This is a genomic window from Streptomyces sp. AN091965 (assembly GCF_022698285.1).
Lineage (GTDB): Bacteria > Actinomycetota > Actinomycetes > Streptomycetales > Streptomycetaceae > Streptomyces.
The window spans coordinates 1,797,282-1,815,190 of the sequence record NZ_JALDMY010000001.1 but is presented as its reverse complement, the minus strand read 5'-3'; the positions used below and the strand labels follow the sequence as shown (position 1 = coordinate 1,815,190).

At 72.2% G+C, this 17,909-nt stretch carries 18 protein-coding genes; 10 read left to right on the top strand and 8 right to left on the bottom strand.

Features of this window, described 5'->3' with window-relative positions:
* The first annotated feature begins 145 nt into the window (after nucleotides 1-145).
* From MQV74_RS07110 to MQV74_RS07075, 8 genes are all read left to right on the top strand, one after another.
* The gene (locus MQV74_RS07110) at nucleotides 146-448 is read left to right on the top strand and encodes an urease subunit gamma (protein ID WP_242715181.1); all 303 of its coding nucleotides are present in this window, start codon (nucleotides 146-148) and stop codon (nucleotides 446-448) included.
* A gap of 16 nt (nucleotides 449-464) precedes the next feature.
* Nucleotides 465-854, top strand: coding sequence for an urease subunit beta (locus MQV74_RS07105; protein WP_242715180.1), 390 nt, complete (start codon nucleotides 465-467; stop codon nucleotides 852-854).
* Nucleotides 847-2,568, top strand: a complete 1,722-nt coding sequence (locus tag MQV74_RS07100; protein WP_242715179.1) for an urease subunit alpha — start codon at nucleotides 847-849, stop codon at nucleotides 2,566-2,568. Before MQV74_RS07105 ends, MQV74_RS07100 begins: the two co-directional genes overlap by 8 nt.
* Before the next feature lie 50 nt (nucleotides 2,569-2,618).
* A complete protein-coding gene (locus MQV74_RS07095) occupies nucleotides 2,619-3,296 on the top strand; it encodes an urease accessory protein UreF (protein ID WP_242715178.1) in 678 nt (225 codons plus the stop codon).
* Nucleotides 3,297-3,393: 97 nt separating this feature from the next.
* Complete coding sequence (gene ureG, locus MQV74_RS07090; protein ID WP_242715177.1) at nucleotides 3,394-4,080, top strand: urease accessory protein UreG; 687 nt, start codon at nucleotides 3,394-3,396, stop codon at nucleotides 4,078-4,080.
* Nucleotides 4,077-4,871 carry an urease accessory protein UreD gene (locus MQV74_RS07085; protein ID WP_242715176.1) on the top strand — a complete coding sequence of 265 codons (795 nt, stop codon included), beginning with the start codon at nucleotides 4,077-4,079 and terminating at the stop codon, nucleotides 4,869-4,871. Before ureG ends, MQV74_RS07085 begins: the two co-directional genes overlap by 4 nt.
* 206 nt (nucleotides 4,872-5,077) lie before the next feature.
* Nucleotides 5,078-7,126, top strand: coding sequence for a TerD family protein (locus tag MQV74_RS07080; protein ID WP_242715175.1), 2,049 nt, complete (start codon nucleotides 5,078-5,080; stop codon nucleotides 7,124-7,126).
* Nucleotides 7,127-7,495: 369 nt separating this feature from the next.
* Nucleotides 7,496-9,100 (top strand): alpha/beta hydrolase, encoded by a 1,605-nt coding sequence (locus MQV74_RS07075; protein WP_242728524.1) that lies wholly within the window; start codon nucleotides 7,496-7,498, stop codon nucleotides 9,098-9,100.
* A 102-nt stretch (nucleotides 9,101-9,202) separates the two neighbouring features.
* Here the strand turns inward: MQV74_RS07075 and MQV74_RS07070 are convergent, their stop codons facing one another.
* Both MQV74_RS07070 and MQV74_RS07065 read right to left on the bottom strand, forming a co-directional pair.
* Nucleotides 9,203-10,246 (bottom strand): NAD-dependent epimerase/dehydratase family protein, encoded by a 1,044-nt coding sequence (locus MQV74_RS07070; RefSeq protein ID WP_242715174.1) that lies wholly within the window; start codon nucleotides 10,244-10,246, stop codon nucleotides 9,203-9,205.
* 78 nt (nucleotides 10,247-10,324) lie between these two features.
* Entirely contained in the window at nucleotides 10,325-11,068 is a 744-nt protein-coding gene (locus MQV74_RS07065; RefSeq protein WP_242715173.1) for a lysophospholipid acyltransferase family protein, read from the bottom strand.
* A 331-nt stretch (nucleotides 11,069-11,399) separates the two neighbouring features.
* Here MQV74_RS07065 and MQV74_RS07060 point away from each other — a divergent pair, with 331 nt between their 5' ends.
* Nucleotides 11,400-11,798: a subtilase-type protease inhibitor gene (locus tag MQV74_RS07060; protein ID WP_242715172.1), complete on the top strand. Its 399-nt coding sequence runs from the start codon at nucleotides 11,400-11,402 to the stop codon at nucleotides 11,796-11,798.
* Nucleotides 11,799-11,912: 114 nt separating this feature from the next.
* Here MQV74_RS07060 and MQV74_RS07055 read toward each other — a convergent pair whose 3' ends face one another.
* The 5 genes from MQV74_RS07055 to MQV74_RS07035 form a co-directional block, all read right to left on the bottom strand.
* Nucleotides 11,913-12,071 carry a hypothetical protein gene (locus MQV74_RS07055; protein ID WP_242715171.1) on the bottom strand — a complete coding sequence of 53 codons (159 nt, stop codon included), beginning with the start codon at nucleotides 12,069-12,071 and terminating at the stop codon, nucleotides 11,913-11,915.
* 98 nt (nucleotides 12,072-12,169) lie between these two features.
* Nucleotides 12,170-13,141 (bottom strand): cytochrome c oxidase assembly protein, encoded by a 972-nt coding sequence (locus tag MQV74_RS07050; RefSeq protein WP_242715170.1) that lies wholly within the window; start codon nucleotides 13,139-13,141, stop codon nucleotides 12,170-12,172.
* Nucleotides 13,142-13,266: 125 nt separating this feature from the next.
* A complete protein-coding gene (locus MQV74_RS07045; protein ID WP_242715169.1) occupies nucleotides 13,267-14,292 on the bottom strand; it encodes a 6-phosphofructokinase in 1,026 nt (341 codons plus the stop codon).
* A gap of 207 nt (nucleotides 14,293-14,499) precedes the next feature.
* A complete protein-coding gene (locus MQV74_RS07040; RefSeq protein WP_138958284.1) occupies nucleotides 14,500-15,228 on the bottom strand; it encodes a type 1 glutamine amidotransferase in 729 nt (242 codons plus the stop codon).
* A 33-nt stretch (nucleotides 15,229-15,261) separates the two neighbouring features.
* Nucleotides 15,262-16,509: a MurT ligase domain-containing protein gene (locus tag MQV74_RS07035; protein WP_138958283.1), complete on the bottom strand. Its 1,248-nt coding sequence runs from the start codon at nucleotides 16,507-16,509 to the stop codon at nucleotides 15,262-15,264.
* Nucleotides 16,510-16,646: 137 nt separating this feature from the next.
* On the opposite strand from MQV74_RS07035, the gene def reads away from it, so the two are divergent.
* Nucleotides 16,647-17,192 carry a peptide deformylase gene (def, locus tag MQV74_RS07030; protein WP_138958282.1) on the top strand — a complete coding sequence of 182 codons (546 nt, stop codon included), beginning with the start codon at nucleotides 16,647-16,649 and terminating at the stop codon, nucleotides 17,190-17,192.
* Between the two features lie 60 nt (nucleotides 17,193-17,252).
* On the opposite strand, the gene MQV74_RS07025 is transcribed toward def, so the two are convergent.
* A complete protein-coding gene (locus tag MQV74_RS07025; RefSeq protein ID WP_172383564.1) occupies nucleotides 17,253-17,906 on the bottom strand; it encodes a TetR family transcriptional regulator in 654 nt (217 codons plus the stop codon).
* Nucleotides 17,907-17,909 lie beyond the last annotated feature (3 nt).

The following is a 17,909-nucleotide window of genomic DNA, read 5'->3' as shown; positions in this document are numbered from 1 at the left end:
ACCCTGCCCTGCCACGCCACCTGGGGATTCCGTAAGCGAAAGTGGACACCGGCACGTGAGTCGCTGCGTGTTACATCTATGCCCGTCGCGGTGGCCGCGGCAGCCGGACCCCGCACGGTCCGGGGCGAGGACTGTGAGGTGGGACGTGCAACTGACCCCGCACGAGCAGGAGAGACTGCTCATCCATGTGGCGGCCGACGTGGCCGAGAAGCGCAAGGCGCGCGGCCTCAGGCTCAACCACCCCGAGGCGATCGCCCTCATCACGTCGCACGTCCTGGAGGGCGCGAGGGACGGCCGCAGCGTCGCCGATCTGATGGCGTCGGGGCGCAGGGTGCTCACGCGGGACGACGTCATGGAGGGCATCCCCGAGATGATCCACGACGTCCAGGTCGAGGCGACCTTCCCGGACGGCACCAAGCTCGTCACCGTCCATGACCCGATCGTGTGACGGGAGTTCGCGCAGCATGAACGCCGTGACCGGATCGGGCCGTGGGCCGATCCCCGGGGAGGTCCTCTTCGCCGAGGAGCCCGTCCCCTTCAACGAGGGCCGCGAGACGACCCGGCTGACCGTCCTGAACGCCGCCGACCGGCCCGTCCAGGTCGGCTCCCACTACCACTTCGCCGAGGCCAACCCCGGTCTGGACTTCGACCGCGCCGCCGCGCGCGGCAAGCGCCTCAACATCGCCGCGGGCACCGCCGTGCGCTTCGAGCCCGGCATCCCGGTGGACGTGGAGCTCGTGCCCCTCGCCGGGGCCCGCGTCGTCCCCGGGCTGCGAGGGGAGACCCGGGGCGCCCTCGACGTGCCCGACGCCCCCGGCCCGGGCGGCGAAGCGAACGGAGCGACCCGTGCCTGAGCTGTCCCGCGCCGCGTACGCGGACCTGTTCGGCCCCACCACCGGCGACCGCGTCCGGCTCGCCGACACCGACCTGCTCGTGGAGATCGAGGAGGACCGCTCGGGCGGCCCCGGACGCTCCGGCGACGAGGCCGTGTTCGGCGGCGGCAAGGTCATCCGCGAGTCGATGGGCCAGGCCCGCACGACCCGGGCCGAGGGCGCGCCCGACACCGTCATCACCGGCGCGATCGTCATCGACCACTGGGGCGTGGTCAAGGCCGACGTCGGCATCCGCGACGGCCGCATCACGGGCATCGGCAAGGCGGGCAACCCTGACACCATGGACGGGGTGCACCCCGAGCTCGTCATCGGCCCCGAGACCGAGATCCTCGCGGGCAACGGCAAGATCCTCACCGCGGGCGGCATCGACACGCACATCCACTTCATCTCGCCGACCATCGTCGACGAGGCCCTGGCCTCCGGCGTCACCACGCTCATCGGCGGCGGCACGGGCCCCGCCGAGGGCAGCAAGGCCACGACGATCACGCCCGGCGCCTGGCATCTGGCACGGATGTTCGCCGCGATGGAGAACAGCCCCGTCAACATCGGCTTCCTGGGCAAGGGCAACACGACCAACGCCGCCTCGATGCACGCACAGCTGCGCGCGGGCGCCGTCAGCTTCAAGATCCACGAGGACTGGGGCGCCACCCCCGCCGTCATCGACGCCTGTCTGAACGTCTGCGAGGACACGGGCGCGCAGCTCGCCGTCCACACCGACACCCTGAACGAAGCGGGCTTCGTCGACGCCACCTTCGCCGCGGTCGGCGGCCGTACGATGCACGCTTTCCACGTCGAGGGCGCGGGCGGCGGCCACGCCCCCGACATGATCACGGCGGTCTCGCTGCCGAACATGCTGCCCAGCTCGACCAATCCGACCCGTCCGCACACCGTCAACACCGTCGAGGAGCACCTCGACATGCTGATGGTCTGTCACCACCTCAACCCGGCGGTCCCGGAGGACCTGGCCTTCGCCGAGTCCCGCATCCGCCCCACCACCATCGCCGCCGAGGACATCCTCCACGACCTGGGCGCGATCTCGATCATGTCCTCGGACTCCCAGGCGATGGGCCGGATCGGCGAGGTCGTCCTGCGCACCTGGCAGACGGCGCACGTGATGAAGCGCCGCCGGGGCGCCCTGTCCGGCGACACCCGCGCCGACAACCACCGGGCCCGCCGCTACGTCGCCAAGTACACGATCAACGCGGCCATCGCCCAGGGCATCGAGCACGAGGTCGGCTCGGTGGAGAGCGGCAAGCTGGCCGACCTGGTCCTGTGGGAACCGGCCTTCTTCGGCGTCAAGCCGCAGGTGGTCCTCAAGGGCGGGCAGATCGCGTACGCGCAGATGGGCGACGCCAACGCCTCGATCCCCACCCCGCAACCGGTCCTGCCGCGCCCGATGTTCGGCGCCCGCGGCCGGGCACCCGCGCTCAACTCCCTCAACTTCGTGACCCGGTCGGCCCTCGACGACGACCTGCCCGAGCGCCTCGGCCTCGACCGGCGCTTCGTGGCCATCCGCTCGACCCGGGGGCGTACGAAGGCGGACATGCGGGAGAACGACGCCCTGCCCCGGGTGGAGGTGGCGCCCGACAGCTTCGCGGTCACGATCGACGGCGAGCTGGTGGAGCCCTCGCCGGCGGCCGAACTCCCCATGGCCCAGCGCTACTTCCTCTTCTGACCCCGCCTCCCTTCCCGTTCTTCGCCCCTCTGATCCTGGTTGTCGTCAACATGTCACGAGCAGCACTCCTGATCCTGGCCGACGGCCGCTTCCCCGCCGGGGGCCACGCGCACTCCGGCGGCGCCGAGGCGGCCGTCAAGGCCGGGCGGATCACCGGGGCGCCGAGCCTGGAGGCCTTCTGCCGGGGGCGGCTCCACACCACCGGCCTGGTGTCCGCCGCCCTGGCGGCGGCCGCCGCGCTCGGCGTCGCGGAGCTCGCCGCCCTCGACGAGGCCGCCGACGCGCGCACCCCGTCCCTGGCCCTGCGGACGGCCGCGCGCAAGCTGGGCCGCCAGCTGCTGCGGGCGGCCCGGGCCACCTGGCCCGCGCCCGAACTCGACGCGCTGGCCAGGGCCTTCCCCAAGGGCGCCCACCAGCCGGTCGTCCTCGGCGCCGCGGCGCGGGCGGCCGGGCTCGGGCCCGCCGACGCGGCGTACTGCTCCGCCTACGAGTCCATCAGCGGCCCCGCCGCGGCGGTCGTACGCCTGCTGAGCCTCGACCCCTTCGACGCCACGGCCGCGCTGGCACGGCTCGGGGACGACGTGGACCGGGTGGTGGGGGAGGCGGTGGCCGCGGCGGGGCGCGTACCCGACGAGGGCCTGGACGCACTCCCGGCGGCGTCGGCGCCGCTCCTGGAGATCGGGGGCGAGGCGCATGCGGCGTGGCCGGTACGGCTGTTCGCGTCGTAGGGAAGCCCGGGTCCGAACCCGCCCCGGAACACCCGACGCGGCATCTGCCACGAAGTACGTGGTGGAGCACTGAGCACCAAGGAGACCAAGGAGAACCATGCACTTGGACCACACCCACGACGAAGCCCCGGCCGTGAGCGCGGACGCGCACCGCCCCGACGGCCGGCGCCGGGCCCTCCGCATAGGCCTGGGCGGCCCGGTCGGCTCGGGCAAGACGGCCACCGTGGCGGCCCTGTGCCGCACGCTGCGCGAGGAGCTGTCCCTCGCCGTCCTGACGAACGACATCTACACGCGCGAGGACGCCGAGTTCCTGCTCAAGCAAGCGGTGCTGCCGCCGGAGCGGATCACCGCCGTGGAGACGGGCGCCTGCCCGCACACCGCGATCAGGGACGACATCTCCGCGAACCTGGAGGCGGTGGAGGACCTGGAGGACGAGGTGGGCCCGCTGGACCTGATCCTCGTGGAGTCCGGCGGCGACAATCTGACGGCGACCTTCTCGCGCGGCCTCGTGGACGCCCAGATCTTCGTGATCGACGTGGCCGGAGGGGACGACATCCCGCGCAAGGGCGGCCCCGGCGTGACGACGGCCGACCTGCTGGTGGTGAACAAGACCGACCTCGCCCCGTACGTCGGCTCGGACCTGGCCCGGATGGCCGCGGACGCCAAGGCGCAGCGCGCCGAACTGCCGGTGGTCTTCCAGTCGCTGCGCTCGGCCGAGGGCGTCACGGCGGTGGCCGGCTGGGTGCGCGCGCAGTACGCGGCCTGGGTCGCGGCCGACGCGTGACGAGCCCACCGGTGGCGCGGGCCCTGGGTTCCGCGGGAGTCAGGGCCACCGCCCGCGTCACCGCCCGGCCCGACGGCCGCGGCGGCACCGCCCTGCCCGTCCTGGAGGGCGAGGGCCCGCTGGCGCTGCGCCGCGTCCGCGCCGCGGGCCCGGCGGGCGCTGCTGCCCGGGTCCTGCTGGTCGGCGCGATGAGCGGCCCGCTGGGCGGCGACCACCTCACCGTCGAGGCGACGGCCGAGCGGGGCGCGCGCCTGCACATCGGCTCCGCGGCGGCCACGATGGCCCTGCCGGGCCAGGACCGGCACGAGGCCTACTACGACGTGCGCCTCACCGTCGCCGAGGACGCGGAGCTGCGCTGGCTCCCCAAGCAGCTGATCTCCGTACGGGACAGTGACCTGCGGGTCACCACCCGGGTGGACATCGCCGAGGGCGGCCGCCTGGTCCTCCGCGAGGAACAGGCCCTGGGCCGCACCGCGGAACCCCCCGGCCTCCTCCGCACCCGCCTCACCGTCCACCACGCCGGCCGCCCCCTCCTCGACCAGCAACTGACCTGCGGCCCCACCGCCCCACCGGGCTGGAACGGCCCAGCGGTCCTCGGGGGGCACCGGGCTGTGGGGCAACTCCTGCTCGTGCGGCCCGAGTTCCAGGCCGCCCCACCCTCTGCCACCGTCCTCACCGACCATGCGGTCCTCACCCCCCTCCCCGGCCCCGCAGCCCTCGTCACAGCGGTCGCCCCGGACGCGCTGCGCTTGCGCCGGATCCTGGACGGGGCGCTGGAGCGGTGGGGGTAGTCGGACGGGCCGCGAGGCCCCTTCGGAACAGCACATTCACCGCAGTCGCACCCCCTTCCGCTGTTTCCGGCAGACCGCCACGGACCGTGCCTGCCGCGTACTAGAGTCCTGCCGTGCGATGAATGTGTCGCACATCACATCGGGTCGTCCGTCGGGTGACGAGGGCGGGCGATGCGCGTTCGGCGTGGGTAAGAGGGGGCGGGGGCATGCACGAGTTGACCAAGGGCGCCAATGTGGGGCTGGCGGCCCTGAGCGAGAACGTCGGCTCCGTGATGGTGAGTCTGGAATGGACCAGCTCGACGGGCGAGGGCGACGCCGACGTCTCCGTACTGCTCCTTGACGTCAACGGCAAGGTGCGCAGTGACGCGGACTTCTACTTCTACAACAACCCGGTGGCCGCTGACGGCAGCGTTCAGCTCCTGGGCAAGTCCCCCAGCGGGAGCGGCAACAAGGACCGGATCGGCTTCGACCTGACCGCGGTGCCCGACGAGATCGACCGCATCGTGGTGGCGGCGAGCCGGTACGACGGAGCTCGCTTCGGGGAGCTGGGAGATCTCCGACTGACGTTGTCCGATGCCTCCGGCGAGGATCTGGTCCGCTTCGGAATCGACGAGGCGGGAGCGGTGAGCGCGTTCATCTTCGGCGAGCTCTACCGCCGTGGCGGCGCGTGGAAGCTCCGGGCCGTCGGCGACGGGTACGCGGCCGGACTGGCGGGCCTGGCTACGGACTTCGGCGTGGACATCGATGACGACGCGGCTGACGAGACCGACGGAGAGCCGCAGGATGCTGTGCCGTGTGGCATGGAGGCGGCCGTCGCCTCCGTGGCCCCGGCGGCCGTCGGCGCACCACCCCCGGCCCTTGATTCCGTACCGGCTCCCCGGCGGCCCGAGGGCGAGGAGGAGCCGAAGAAGCCCACGCCCCGTCCCCGTACCGCAAAGAAGAAGGTCACTCTGCCGAGGGCGGCCAAGAAGTCCCTGGCGGAGAACGAGTCCTGGAGGTCGGCCAGGCTCTTCCCGGTCTCCTTGCTCAAGAGCGACCGGGACCGGGAAACGCGGGCCACGTCCGTGCTGCTCTCGGTGATGGCGCAGGTCCCGGAGTTCGGCAGGAGGCTCACGGCCGGGTTCGGCGCACCGGCGGGCCGCATGGAGACGTTCGCCGAGGTCTCGCTGCCCCACGGCGACGCTCCGCGGCGCCCGGACGGAGTGATCCGCGTCGAGCGGGCCGGCAAGCTGTGGACCGCGCTGGTGGAGACGAAGACCAACGGGAACGCCCTAAGGGCCGAACAGGTGCAGGCGTACATGGACATCGCCACGCGCCGGGGCTACGAGGCCGTCATCACCTTGTCGAACGACGTCGCGCTGGAGGGCAGCCCCCTCGTCGACGTCAGGATCGACGGGCGGCGCAAACACAAGGTGGCGCTCTGGCACCTGTCCTGGGCCGAAGTGGTCCACCAGGCACAGCTGTTGATCCGGCACGAGGGCGTGGGCAACTTGGCGCACGCCTGGCTGCTCCAGGAACTGCTGCACTACCTCCAGCACGAGAGCTCGGGCTGCCACGGCTTCCAGAACATGGGCTCCGCCTGGGTACCCGTACGCAACGGAATCGACGACGAGACCCTGTGCCACGGAGACGCCCGTGCCCTCGAAGTGGTGGAGAGCTGGGAGCGGCTCATCCGCCAGGTGTGTCTGAGACTCGGCGGCGAGCTCGGCCAGAAGGTGCTGCCCGTCCAGCGGTCGAAGCGCGGCGTCGACCCCGGAACCCGCCGGTCCCGCCTCGCGGACCAGCTGTGCCACGAAGGCAGGCTGCACGCGGAGGTCCGCATCGAGGGGACGCCCGGCCTCCTCACCGTCATCGCTGACCTGCGCACCGGCAGGCTGCGCACCTGCGTCGAGATCCCCGCCCCGGACCAGGGCTACCCCCTGACCTGGGCGAAACGGCTCGTACGGCGCCTCGCCGAGGCTCCCGCCGACCTCCACATCGAGACCCTGGTCGAGGAAGAGGCGGGCGGGCCACGGGGCACACTGGAACGCCTGCGCCCCGAACCGGCCGACCTGCTGCCCAAGGACGGCGCACACATCACCGGCTTCCGCCTCTCCCTCTTCAAGGGCATGGGCAGCAGCCGCGGCAACGCCGAGTCCGGCTTCATCCGCAGCGTCGACGACGCGGTACACCGCTTCTACGCCACCGTGGTGACCCACCTGGAACCCCCGTCCCCACGCCGGACCCCCTCCCCGGAACGGACACCGGCCATCTGATCCCCCTACCTCGGGGCAAAGCTCGCGCATGGGTCGGCCACGCGGGCCACACCACGGCGCGATCGCTCACCGGCAGCCGACCCGCCAGATGATCAGGATTGGCGCAACTGCCATGCACGACATCTTCGGGCTCACGCCCGAGTCGTAGTCACTCACACAGACACACACCGCACGTCAGAGGCCCGCTCCCGCAAGGGGATCGGGCCTCTGACCTGCCCTGGCCGCTGAACGGTACGCTCCGCACCGTTTATCGGATTGGTAAAGAACAACAACCACACCTGTCCTGACCACCCCCGCAGACGGAAGTATCCCCGTACCGAGGGAATGACCGAATCGATGTGCGGGAGGCCCCACTTGACACGTACCCCGATGACCGCGCGGAGCAGACGAGCGATGACGCTCGGGTCCGCGGGTGCTCTTGTTGCGGCGACGCTGATCGCGGGGGCGCTCGGTGCGCCTGCCGCCAGTGCCGATGCCGCCGGCGGCAAGGCCGCTTACGCCAAGGACCGTGAGGCCCGGGGCGCCGCCCTCGCCGCGGCGCGGGCGGCGAAGAAGGGCGTCGCCTGGAAGGACTGTCCGGAGGACTGGGGCTTCCCGAAGCCCGTGCAGTGCGGCTGGGTCAGCGTTCCGCTCGACTACGCCAAGCCCTACGGCAAGCAGATCAAGCTGGCCGTCAACCGCATAGGCAACACGGGGAGCAAGGACGAGCGCCAGGGCGCGCTCGTCTACAACCCCGGTGGCCCCGGCGGCTCCGGCATGCGCTTCCCGCTGCGCGTCGTGAACAAGAGCAAGCTGTGGGAGAAGACCGCGAAGGCCTACGACTTCGTCGGCTTCGACCCGCGCGGTGTCGGCCACTCGACGCCGATCTCGTGCGTCGACCCGCAGGAGTTCGTGAAGGCGCCCAAGCTCGACCCGGTGCCCGACTCCGCGGCCGACAAGCGCGCCCAGCGCAAGCTCGCCGCCGAGTACGCGGACGGCTGCAAGGAGCGCAGCGGCTGGATGCTGCCGCACATGACCACCCCGAACACCGCGCGTGACCTCGACGTCATCCGCGCCGCGCTCGGCGAGAAGAAGCTGAACTTCCTGGGTGTGTCCTACGGGACCTACCTGGGTGCCGTGTACGCGACCCTCTTCCCGTCGCACGTGCGCCGCATGGTCTTCGACTCCGTCGTGAACCCCTCGCGCGAGAAGATCTGGTACCAGGCCAACCTCGACCAGGACGTCGCCTTCGAGACGCGTCTCAAGGACTGGATGACGTGGGTCGCCAAGTACGACTCCGTCTTCCACCTCGGTGACACGCAGAAGAAGGTGGCCGCGCAGTGGACCGACCTGCGCGCCGCCGCGAAGAAGGCGCCGTTCGACGGCGTCGTCGGCCCCGCCGAGCTGACGTCGTACTTCCAGAGCGCGCCGTACTACGACTCCACATGGGTCTCGATCGCCACCAACTGGAGCAAGTTCGTCGCCGGTGACCGGCAGCCGCTCATCAAGGCCGCCAGCCCCGACCTGTCCGACATCGCGGGCAACAAGGCCTCGGAGAACAGCAACGCGGTCTACACCGCCGTCGAGTGCGCCGACGCCAAGTGGCCCACCAGCTGGAAGAAGTGGGACCGGGACAACACCCGCCTGCACAAGGACCACCCGTTCATGACCTGGGCGAACGCCTGGATGAACCTGCCGTGCGCCACCTGGTCCAGCAAGCAGCACCAGCCGATCGAGGTCAAGACCGGCAAGGGCCTGCCCGCCACGCTGATCGCCCAGTCCACGCGTGACGCCGCCACCCCCTACGAGGGCGGTGTGGAGCTGCACAAGCGCCTCAAGGGCTCGCGTCTGATCACCGAGAAGGACGCCGGTTCGCACGGCATCACCAACCTGGAGAACCCGTGCCTGAACGAGCGGGTCGACACCTACCTGCTCACCGGCAAGGTCGACAGCCGCGACGTGACGTGCGCCCCGCACGCCACGCCCAAGCCGTGACACCTGTGCGGTACCTGTACGACCTGTAGTGACGTCTGTTGTCGGGAGATCGTCCTCGGCCTCGGCCGGGCGGTCTCCCGACGGCGTTCCGGAACGCTCGCGTCAGGCCGCCCGCGCCGTCAGCCAGGCGTCCTCCGCCGCGTAGTCGAAGAGGTCGATCACCGGGTCGTAGGCGCGGGCCAGGACCGGGAAGGCTGTGCGCCAGTCCTTCCCCGCCAGCCGGTCCGTCAGCCAGGCGACCGTGTCCGGCAGCGATGCGGCGTACGTCGTCACCGCCGTGTAGCCCAGCTCCCGCTGCGCGGCCGTCATGTCGTACACCACCGGATGCGCCGTGGTCCACGGCGTCAGGCCCACGCCCTTGCCGGGTGGCTCGCCCTCGATGAGCACCGTCTCGCTCTCGAAGCCCATCGCCGCGTCGATCGCCGCGCCGATCTCCGCCACCGTGGGGGCGTCCGGGTCGCCCGCGTTCAGGACGCGCGAGCCGGGCCGCGCGGCCGCGAGGCGCACCAGCTCCGCCAGGTTCAGCACGCTCACCGGGTGGAACAGCCCGGTGCCGCCGTGGCTGAGGACGCGCACGCGCCGCCCGTCCAGGACCCGTTTGACGAAGTACAGCTCGCGCGGCGCCCGGCAGTGCGGGCCGTGGACCGCGCCCGCGCGCAGCAGCGTCGTCGGCAGGGCGTCGCCGAGCGCGAGCAGCTCCCGTTCGAGGCGGATCTTGCGGGTGCCGTACGTCGCCTCGCCCGGCCCGACCGTCCGCTGGGTCTCCGGGATCGGCACCGGGTAGCGGGGGAAGCCGTCCGGCTCGTCCTGCGTGTCGAAGCTGCGGCCCCGCTCGTCCGCGTACACCGCGCCGCTGGAGATCACCACGGCCGAGCCGACGCGGTCCCGGACCGCGGCCAGCTGCCGGGCGTGCTCCGCGCCGTGCGCGACGATGTCGACGAGGACGTCGCAGCCGTCGCCCACGAGGCGCGCGACCGCGGTGTCGTCCGCGCGGTCCAGGCGCGCCACGCGCACCCCGTCCGGCCAGCCGTCGTCGCGCCCGCCGCCGAGTGAGGCCGCCGTCACCGCCCAGCCGTCCGCGGCGAGCGCCCGCACCGCCGCGCGCCCGATCTGCCCTGTCGCTCCCAGTACCACCGCGTGTCCCATGGCGGGACCGTACGGGGCCCGCGAGCGCGGCCCCCAGGCCTTTTCGCGGTCAGCAGACGAGCGCCCCGGCGGCCGCCCTCAGCTCAGCGGCGGCCTCGGGAACCTGCGCCGCGGCGCGGGCCGTCCGCTCTCCTCGGTCTCTCCCGCGGTCTCCTCCGCCTTCACGACGGCCGCGTACTTGTCGACGTACTCCTGGCCCGACAGGCCGAGGATCGCGTACATGATCTCGTCGGTGACCGCGCGCAGGATCGCCTTCTCGCCGTCCATGCCCGCGTACCGCGAGAATTCGAGGGGCTCGCCGAAGCGGATCGTCACGCGCTGGAAGCGCGGCACGACCTGGCCGGGCGGCTGCGCCTCGAAGGTGCCGATCATCGCGCACGGGATCACCGGCACCTGCGCCTTGAGGGCCATCGCGGCCACCCCGACCTTGCCCTTGTACAGGCGCCCGTCGTGCGAGCGGGTGCCCTCGGGGTAGATGCCGAGCAGCTCGCCCTTGCGCAGCACGCCGAGCCCCTCGCGGATGGCGGCCTGCCCGGCCTCCTTGCCGGAGCGGTCCACCGGGATCTGTCCGGCGCTGCGGAAGAACGCGGCGGTGAGGCGGCCCCTCACGCCGGGGCCCGTGAAGTACTCGGCCTTGGCCAGGAACGTGATGCGCCGCTTGAGGATCGCGGGCATCAGGAAGTGGTCGGAGAACGACAGGTGGTTCCCGGCGACGATCGCCGCGCCGGACTCAGGGACGTGTTCGAGCCCTTCGATCCTGGGCCGGAACATCAGCCGCAGCAGAGGCCCGATCAGCGCGTACTTGAGGACCAGGTAGAACATGCGGGCGCCGCCTTCCCCCGGGGGTGGTGCCGACGCACAGTAGTCAATCGGCGGCGCCTAGGCGAGAGCCCGTTCGGGTCGATTCGATCGCGCGGGGGACTGGTCCGTTCGGGTTCCGCCGTGCGGCCGGGCGGGGGAGCGCGGGGCGTGGCCGCTGGCCGGGCGGCGCCCGGCGGAGGTGCTCTGGGCCCGGCCCGCCGTCGTCCGGCGGGTCCGGCCCGGCGCCGTACGGTGCGAGGGGCCGGTGTCGAGGCGTCCCTGACGCCACCGTCCGTGACGCCGGATGTCTCTGCCCGTGACGCGGCGTCCGTCCTCGCCCCTCGGAGGTCCCATGCGCTCGCTCCTCGTCACCTCGGCCGCGCTGCTCGCGCTCGCCGCGTCCGCCGTGCCGTCGGCAGCCGCGTCCGTCCAAGGGCCGCCGCCCGGCGGGCGCGGTCTCTTCCTGACGCTGTCGGGCGATCAGAACACCTGGATCCGCGGGGTGCTGCTGCGCTGTACGCCCGAGCCGTCCGGGCACCACCCGTTCGCCCAGGAGGCCTGTGCGGAGCTGGACCGGGCGGGCGGCGACTTCGGCGAGCTGCCGCGGCAGGACCGGATCTGCACCAAGGAGTACGACCCGGTCACCGTCGGCGCGACCGGCACGTTCCGGGGGCGGCCGGTCGCCTGGCACCAGACGTACGGCAACGCGTGCGAGCTGGCGGCGTCGACGGGCCACGTGTTCCGCTTCTGACCGGAAGGGCCGGGGGCCGGAAGGGTCGGGGGCCGGGGGGCCGGAAGCGCCGGAGGTGTGCCCGAAGGGCTCGGGCCCCGGTGAAGGGCACCCGGCCCCGGCCCCGCCCCCGTCTCACGTGGGCCGGGAGAAGACCATCGCCACCGTGATCAGGCCGAGCACCACCCAGCCGAACCACAGCCAGCCGTTGCTGCCGAGGGCCACCGTGTAGGCGGTCACCATCACCAGACCGCCGATGGTGAACGCGCCCATCGTCTTCGTAGCACCCGGCATCGCCCTGCCTCCTCACGACAGACGGCTCGGGCGTCCGGTATCCGGGGCACCGAGACCGTGGCCTCGATGCCATCCTCACCCGTGAGGAGGCCCGGACGCTAGCGCCCGCGCGACGCCAGTGACGCCAGATAGGCGTTGTACGCCTCCAGCTCCTTGTCTCCGTCGCGGTCGGCAGCGCGGTCCTTGCGCCGGCCTTCGCGCTGGTCGGAGCGGTACCACTGGAAGAGCAGGGCGATGAGGACGAGCACCGACGGGATCTCGCTGAACGCCCAGGCGATGCCGCCCGCCGCGTTCTGATCGGCGAGCGCTTCGACGCCGAGCGAGGCCGGGGGGTTCTTGTACGTCTCGATCATGGGCTCGGACGCCATCATCAAGGCGATGCCGAAGAACGCGTGGAACGGCATGCCCGCGAACAGCTCCAGCATCCGCATCAGATGGCCGGGCCGGTGCGGCCCCGGGTCGATGCCCATGATCGGCCAGAAGAAGATCAGGCCGACGGCGAGGAAGTGCACCATCATCCCGATGTGCCCGGCCTTGGAGCCCATGAGGGTGTCGAACAGGGGCGTGAAGTACAGCGCGTACAGGCTCGCGATGAACATCGGAATGGTGAACGCGGGGTGCGTGACGATCCGTACGTACCGGCTGTGCAGGAGCATGAGCAGCAGCTCGCGCAGCCCCTTGCGGCCCCGGCCCGCGACCGGCAGCGCCCGCAGCGCGAGCGTGATCGGCGCGCCGAGCAGCAGCAGGATCGGCGACAGCATGCTGATGATCATGTGCTGCACCATGTGCACGCTGAACAGGACCATGCCGTAGTCGTTCAGCTTGGTGCACATCACGAGCAGGATCGTGAGGACGCCCACGACGAACGACACCGTGCGCCCGACGGGCCACTTGTCGCCGCGCCGCACGAGGCGGGCGACGCCCCAGCCGTACAGGCCGAGCGCCACCAGGCAGCTGATGAGGAAGAAGGGCTCGACCGAGATCTCCAGGCCGCGCGCCAGCGTGAACGGCGGCAGGTCCATGTTCATCCCATGGTCCATGCCGTGCATGCCGTGCCCGCCGTGATCCATCCGCTGGCTCCTGTTTCGTGCAGATTGTGCGCTGTGTGTCCGCACCAGAGTAGAACCGCCCCCGGGCGCGCTCGCGACCGGGGGCGGATTCGGGACCCCGGCGCTCGCCGGGGCGGGGCGGTGGCTTAGAGCACGCACTCCGCTTCGTCGTACCGCTGCTCGGGCACGGTCTTGAGCGTCTCGACGGCCTCGGCGAGGGACACCGTCACGATGTCGGTGCCCCGCAGTGCGGTCATCCGTCCGAACTCGCCGCGGTGCACGGCCTCCACGGCGTGCCAGCCGAAGCGGGTGGCGAGCACGCGGTCGTACGCCGTGGGCGTGCCGCCGCGCTGGACGTGGCCGAGGATCACCGGGCGGGCCTCCTTGCCGAGGCGCTGCTCCAGTTCGAGGGAGAGCTGCCGGGCGATGCCCGCGAACCGCTCGTGGCCGTAGACGTCCTTGCCGCCCTCGTCGAACTCCATGGTGCCGGGGCGCGGCTTGGCACCCTCGGCGGCCACGACGATGGCGAACTTCTTGCCCGCCTCGAACCGCTCGCCGACCTTCTTCGCCAGCTCCTCGATGTCGAAGGGCCGCTCCGGCACGACGACGGCGTGCGCGCCCGCGGCCATCCCCGAGTGCAGCGCGATCCAGCCGGTGTGACGGCCCATGACCTCGACGATCAGGACGCGCTGGTGCGACTCGGCGGTGGTCTTGAGGCGGTCGAGGGCCTCGGTGGCCACGCCGACGGCGGTGTCGAAGCCGAACGTCACGTCGGTGACCGCGATGTCGTTGTCGATGGTCTTCGGTACGCCGACGATCGGCAGGCCCGCGTCGGACAGGAGCCGGGCGGCTTTCAGCGTGCCCTCGCCGCCGATCGGGATGATCGCGTCGAGGCCGAGCTCGGCGACGTGTCCCTTGGCGCGCGCGACGCCGTCACGCAGATGGGCGGGCTGCACCCGGGAGGAGCCGAGGATCGTGCCGCCGAGCGCCAGGATGCCGCCGACCGCGTCCAGGTCGAGCTTGCGGTAGTCGCATTCCAGGAGGCCCTTCCAGCCGTCGTGGAAGCCGATGACCTCGTCGCCGTGGTCGACGACGGCACGGTGCACGACGGAGCGGATGACGGCATTGAGTCCGGGGCAGTCGCCGCCGGAGGTCAGGACACCGATACGCATGGTGCGAAACCTTTGCAAGGTGGGCGGTGACCGGACCCCGTCGTCCGGCTGAAATCCCGGCCCACCCTACCGGCGCACCGCCCGCCCCCGCAGGCATCGCCCACCCACTGGACACACGAACGCCGGACGGGCTGGAAATATCCAGCCCGTCCGGCGTTTGAGGACGAGCGCGCAGCGCGACCAGAGCTGCCCTTCGCGCCGAAGGCGTTACGCGGGCTGCTGAGCCGCTGCGATCCGCTCAGCGCGCAGCGCCTCGTACCAGCGGTCGTCCGTCGGCGGCAGCGCGTTCACATCGAGTGCCAGCTTCAGGAGCAGGTCGGCCAGCAGCGGGTTGCGGGCCAGGACGGGCCCGTGCATGTACGTCCCGAAGACGGTGCCGTTGTAGGCGCCTTCCGTGCCGTCGCCCGTGCCGTTGCCCTTGCCGAGGCGGACGCGGGCGAGCGGGCGGGCGTTCGGGCCGATGTGCGTGACGCCCTGGTGGTTCTCGAAGCCGGTGAGCTCCGGCAGGCCGAGCTGCGGGTCGATGTCGCCGAGGACGTCACCGACGCAGCGCTCGCCCTCGCCGCGCACGGAGACCACGTCGAGCAGGCCGAGGCCGGGCTCGCGCTGGCCCAGGTCGTTGATGAACTCGTTGCCCAGGATCTGGTAGCCGGCGCAGACCGAGAAGACGATCGCGCCGTTGCCCACGGCCCGCTGGAGGCCGCCGTCGCGGCGCAGGCGCTCGGCCGCGAGCCGCTGCGGCCGGTCCTCACCGCCGCCGATCAGGTAGATGTCGCCGGAGGTGGGCACCGGCTGGTCGCTGCGCACGTCGTAGCGCTCGACCTGGAGGCCGCGCTGGTGGGCGCGGCGCTCCACGACCAGGGCGTTGCCCTGGTCCCCGTACGTGGACAGCAGGTCCGGGTAGACCCAGACCAGCCGGAGGCTGTTGTCGCTCATGCTCATTGGTCCTCAGTGACGGTCGGGGCGCGGTCAGTTGCCCACGCGGCGGCGCAGGTCCTGGAAGGCGGTGTAGTTCGCGATGGTCTCGATGCGGCCGGGCGGGGCCAGCTGCACGGCCTCGTCGAGGCTCTCGCAGACGCGGAAGTCCAGGTTCGCGACCTCCAGGCGGACGGCGAGGTCCAGCTTGCGGTCGCCGAGCACGAAGATCGGGTGACCGGCGAGCCGGGTGTAGTCGACGTCCCACAGCCAGGAGGTGTCGGTGCCGTCGGCCCCGCGCGCGTTCACCGAGAGGATCACCGGGGCCGGGGGTCCGTCGATCAGCGAAAACGTTTCGAGCCAGCCCGCCGGGTTCTTCGCGAGAAGGAGACGCAGGTCACGGCCCTGGAACTGGACCACGTCATAGCGGCCCGCGACGGCCTGGACCTGATACATCCGCTCCAGGGCGACCTGCGGCGGCACGCCGAAGACGGCGGCGACGGCGGCGGACGAGGTGGCGTTCGCCTTGTTCGCCCGGCCCGGGAGCTGGAGGTGGATCGGCCAGGCCGAGCCGTGCGGGTCCAGGACGTGGTCGCCGGACAGGGCCCAGCTGGGCGTGGGGCGGCGGAAGCCGCACTCGCCGCAGTACCAGTCGTCGCCGGGGCGCTGCATGACGCCGCCGCAGGCCGGGCACGACCAGGCGTCGTCCTTCCAGGCCTGGCCCGCCGCCACCCACACCACGTTCGGCGAGGAGGAGGCGGCCCAGACGACCAGCGGGTCGTCGGCGTTGGCGATGACGACGGCCTTGGTGCCCGCCAGGCCCTCGCGCCACTTCTCGGCGAGCATGCGGGTCTCGGCGGCGCGGTCGAGCTGGTCGCGCGAGAGGTTCAGGAGCGCGATCGCCTTGGGGTCGACGTCGCGGGCGACGCCCGCCAGGTACTTCTCGTCGACCTCGATGACGCCGAACTTGGCGTCCGAGCCGCCCGCCAGGGCGGAGGTGATGCCCGCGGGCATGTTCGCGCCGAGGGCGTTGGACACGACCTGGCCGCTGGCGCGCAGGGCCTCGGCGATCAGGCGCGTCGTGGTCGTCTTGCCGTTCGTGGCCGAGACCAGGACCACGTCCAGGTGGGTCGCGAGCCGGCCGAGGAGCTCCGGGTCGAGTCTGAGCGCGACCTTGCCGCCGATCACCGAACCGCTGCCGCGGCCCGCCGCGCGCGACACCGCCGCGGCCGCCTTGCCCGCCGTCACGGCCAGCTTGGCGCGTGCCGACAGCGGCTCTGAGCTGCCAGGGTGTCCTGCCATCGTTCTGGGTCCTCCTTGCGTACGGCGCCGCGCCTGCCCGGCATCGTGTCGGCCCAGCCTATCGAGATCGACTGACAAGCCCGAATCGCACCACCACCCGGCACCACTGCTGTCCCCTGGACCGTACTCTTGCGGCCATGCGACACGGCTCGATCCCGGGCGCCTCAGGGCGCGTACGACCCCTGACCCTGCTCGGTGACCCCGTGCTCCACACCCCCTGCGCGGAGGTGACGGACTTCGGGCCCCAACTGGCGGCGCTCGTCGAGGACATGTTCGCCACGATGTACGCGGCCCGGGGCGTCGGCCTCGCCGCCAACCAGGTCGGCGTGGGCCTCCAGGTGTTCGTGTACGACTGCCCGGACGACGAGGACGTGCGCCACCTCGGCCACGTGGTGAACCCGCGGGTGGTGGAGCTAGACGGCGTGACCGTGCGCGGCCCCGAGGGCTGTCTGTCGCTGCCGGGCCTGGAGGCGGCGACGCCGCGCTTCGACCACGCGGTCGTCGAGGGCGTGAGCGTGACGGGGGAGCCGGTGCGGGTGCACGGCACCGGATTCTTCGCGCGCTGTCTGCAGCACGAGAGCGATCACCTGGCGGGCGGCGTGTACACGGACCACGTCACGGGCTGGCGCAGGCGGCGGGTCCTGCGCAGGGCGGCGCGGGCGCCCTGGGCGACGACGGCCTGAGCGCGTCGGCCGGGCGGAAGTGAGGGCCCGGGGCGCGTCGCGCCCCGGGCCCCGGTGCTCTCAGAAGCCGGGCCCGCCCACGCGGTTGCCCGCGGCGGCCAGGCGGCCCCAGAGCAGGTCCGCGAGGCTGCGCACCAACTGGGCGCGGGGGCAGGGGCGTTCGCCCAGCCACCAGTCGCCCGCGGCGTGCATCATGCCGACGATGCCGTGGCCCCACACGCGCGCGAGCTCCGCGCTCTGCGGGCCGAGGTCGACGCGCTCCTCGATGACCTCGGCGAGCTCCTCGCCGAGGCGCCGCAGCAGGGGAGCGGAGTGCAGGCCCACGTCGAAGCCCTCGCCGCTCACCTCGCCGGACGAGACGGCTTCCGACGGATGCATGAGGAAGCGGTAGACCTGCGGCCTGGCCTCGATCGCCGCGAGGTAGGTGTCGAGCGTGGCCTCGACGCGCTCCCTGCGCTCGGCCGGGGCGTCCAGGGCCGCGCGCAGTGAGGCGAGCAGCGCGTCCGTGTGGCGCTTGGCGAGCGCGGCGTAGAGGCCGCCCTTGTCGCCGAAGTGCCGGTACAGGATGGGCTTGGTGATGCCCGCCTCGGCGGCGATGGCGTTCATCGAGGCCCCGGGTCCTTCGCGGAGCACGACGCGGTCGGCCGCCTCAAGGAGTTCGCGCCGTCGTTGCTCGGCGGACCGCTGTTGATCGGTCCGCTGCGTGGTCTCCATGTG

What these genes read in the sequence shown, in the direction of transcription:
- MQV74_RS07025 (WP_172383564.1), bottom strand. Translation starts at nt 17,906, where the DNA reads ATGGAGACCACGCAGCGGACCGATCAACAGCGGTCCGCCGAGCAACGA.
- ureG (WP_242715177.1), top strand. Translation starts at nt 3,394, where the DNA reads ATGCACTTGGACCACACCCACGACGAAGCCCCGGCCGTGAGCGCGGAC.
- MQV74_RS07060 (WP_242715172.1), top strand. Translation starts at nt 11,400, where the DNA reads ATGCGCTCGCTCCTCGTCACCTCGGCCGCGCTGCTCGCGCTCGCCGCG.
- MQV74_RS07040 (WP_138958284.1), bottom strand. Translation starts at nt 15,228, where the DNA reads ATGAGCGACAACAGCCTCCGGCTGGTCTGGGTCTACCCGGACCTGCTG.
- MQV74_RS07055 (WP_242715171.1), bottom strand. Translation starts at nt 12,071, where the DNA reads ATGCCGGGTGCTACGAAGACGATGGGCGCGTTCACCATCGGCGGTCTG.
- MQV74_RS07105 (WP_242715180.1), top strand. Translation starts at nt 465, where the DNA reads ATGAACGCCGTGACCGGATCGGGCCGTGGGCCGATCCCCGGGGAGGTC.
- MQV74_RS07075 (WP_242728524.1), top strand. Translation starts at nt 7,496, where the DNA reads ATGACCGCGCGGAGCAGACGAGCGATGACGCTCGGGTCCGCGGGTGCT.
- MQV74_RS07095 (WP_242715178.1), top strand. Translation starts at nt 2,619, where the DNA reads ATGTCACGAGCAGCACTCCTGATCCTGGCCGACGGCCGCTTCCCCGCC.
- MQV74_RS07035 (WP_138958283.1), bottom strand. Translation starts at nt 16,509, where the DNA reads ATGGCAGGACACCCTGGCAGCTCAGAGCCGCTGTCGGCACGCGCCAAG.
- MQV74_RS07050 (WP_242715170.1), bottom strand. Translation starts at nt 13,141, where the DNA reads ATGGATCACGGCGGGCACGGCATGCACGGCATGGACCATGGGATGAAC.
- MQV74_RS07065 (WP_242715173.1), bottom strand. Translation starts at nt 11,068, where the DNA reads ATGTTCTACCTGGTCCTCAAGTACGCGCTGATCGGGCCTCTGCTGCGG.
- def (WP_138958282.1), top strand. Translation starts at nt 16,647, where the DNA reads ATGCGACACGGCTCGATCCCGGGCGCCTCAGGGCGCGTACGACCCCTG.
- MQV74_RS07070 (WP_242715174.1), bottom strand. Translation starts at nt 10,246, where the DNA reads ATGGGACACGCGGTGGTACTGGGAGCGACAGGGCAGATCGGGCGCGCG.
- MQV74_RS07045 (WP_242715169.1), bottom strand. Translation starts at nt 14,292, where the DNA reads ATGCGTATCGGTGTCCTGACCTCCGGCGGCGACTGCCCCGGACTCAAT.
- MQV74_RS07080 (WP_242715175.1), top strand. Translation starts at nt 5,078, where the DNA reads ATGCACGAGTTGACCAAGGGCGCCAATGTGGGGCTGGCGGCCCTGAGC.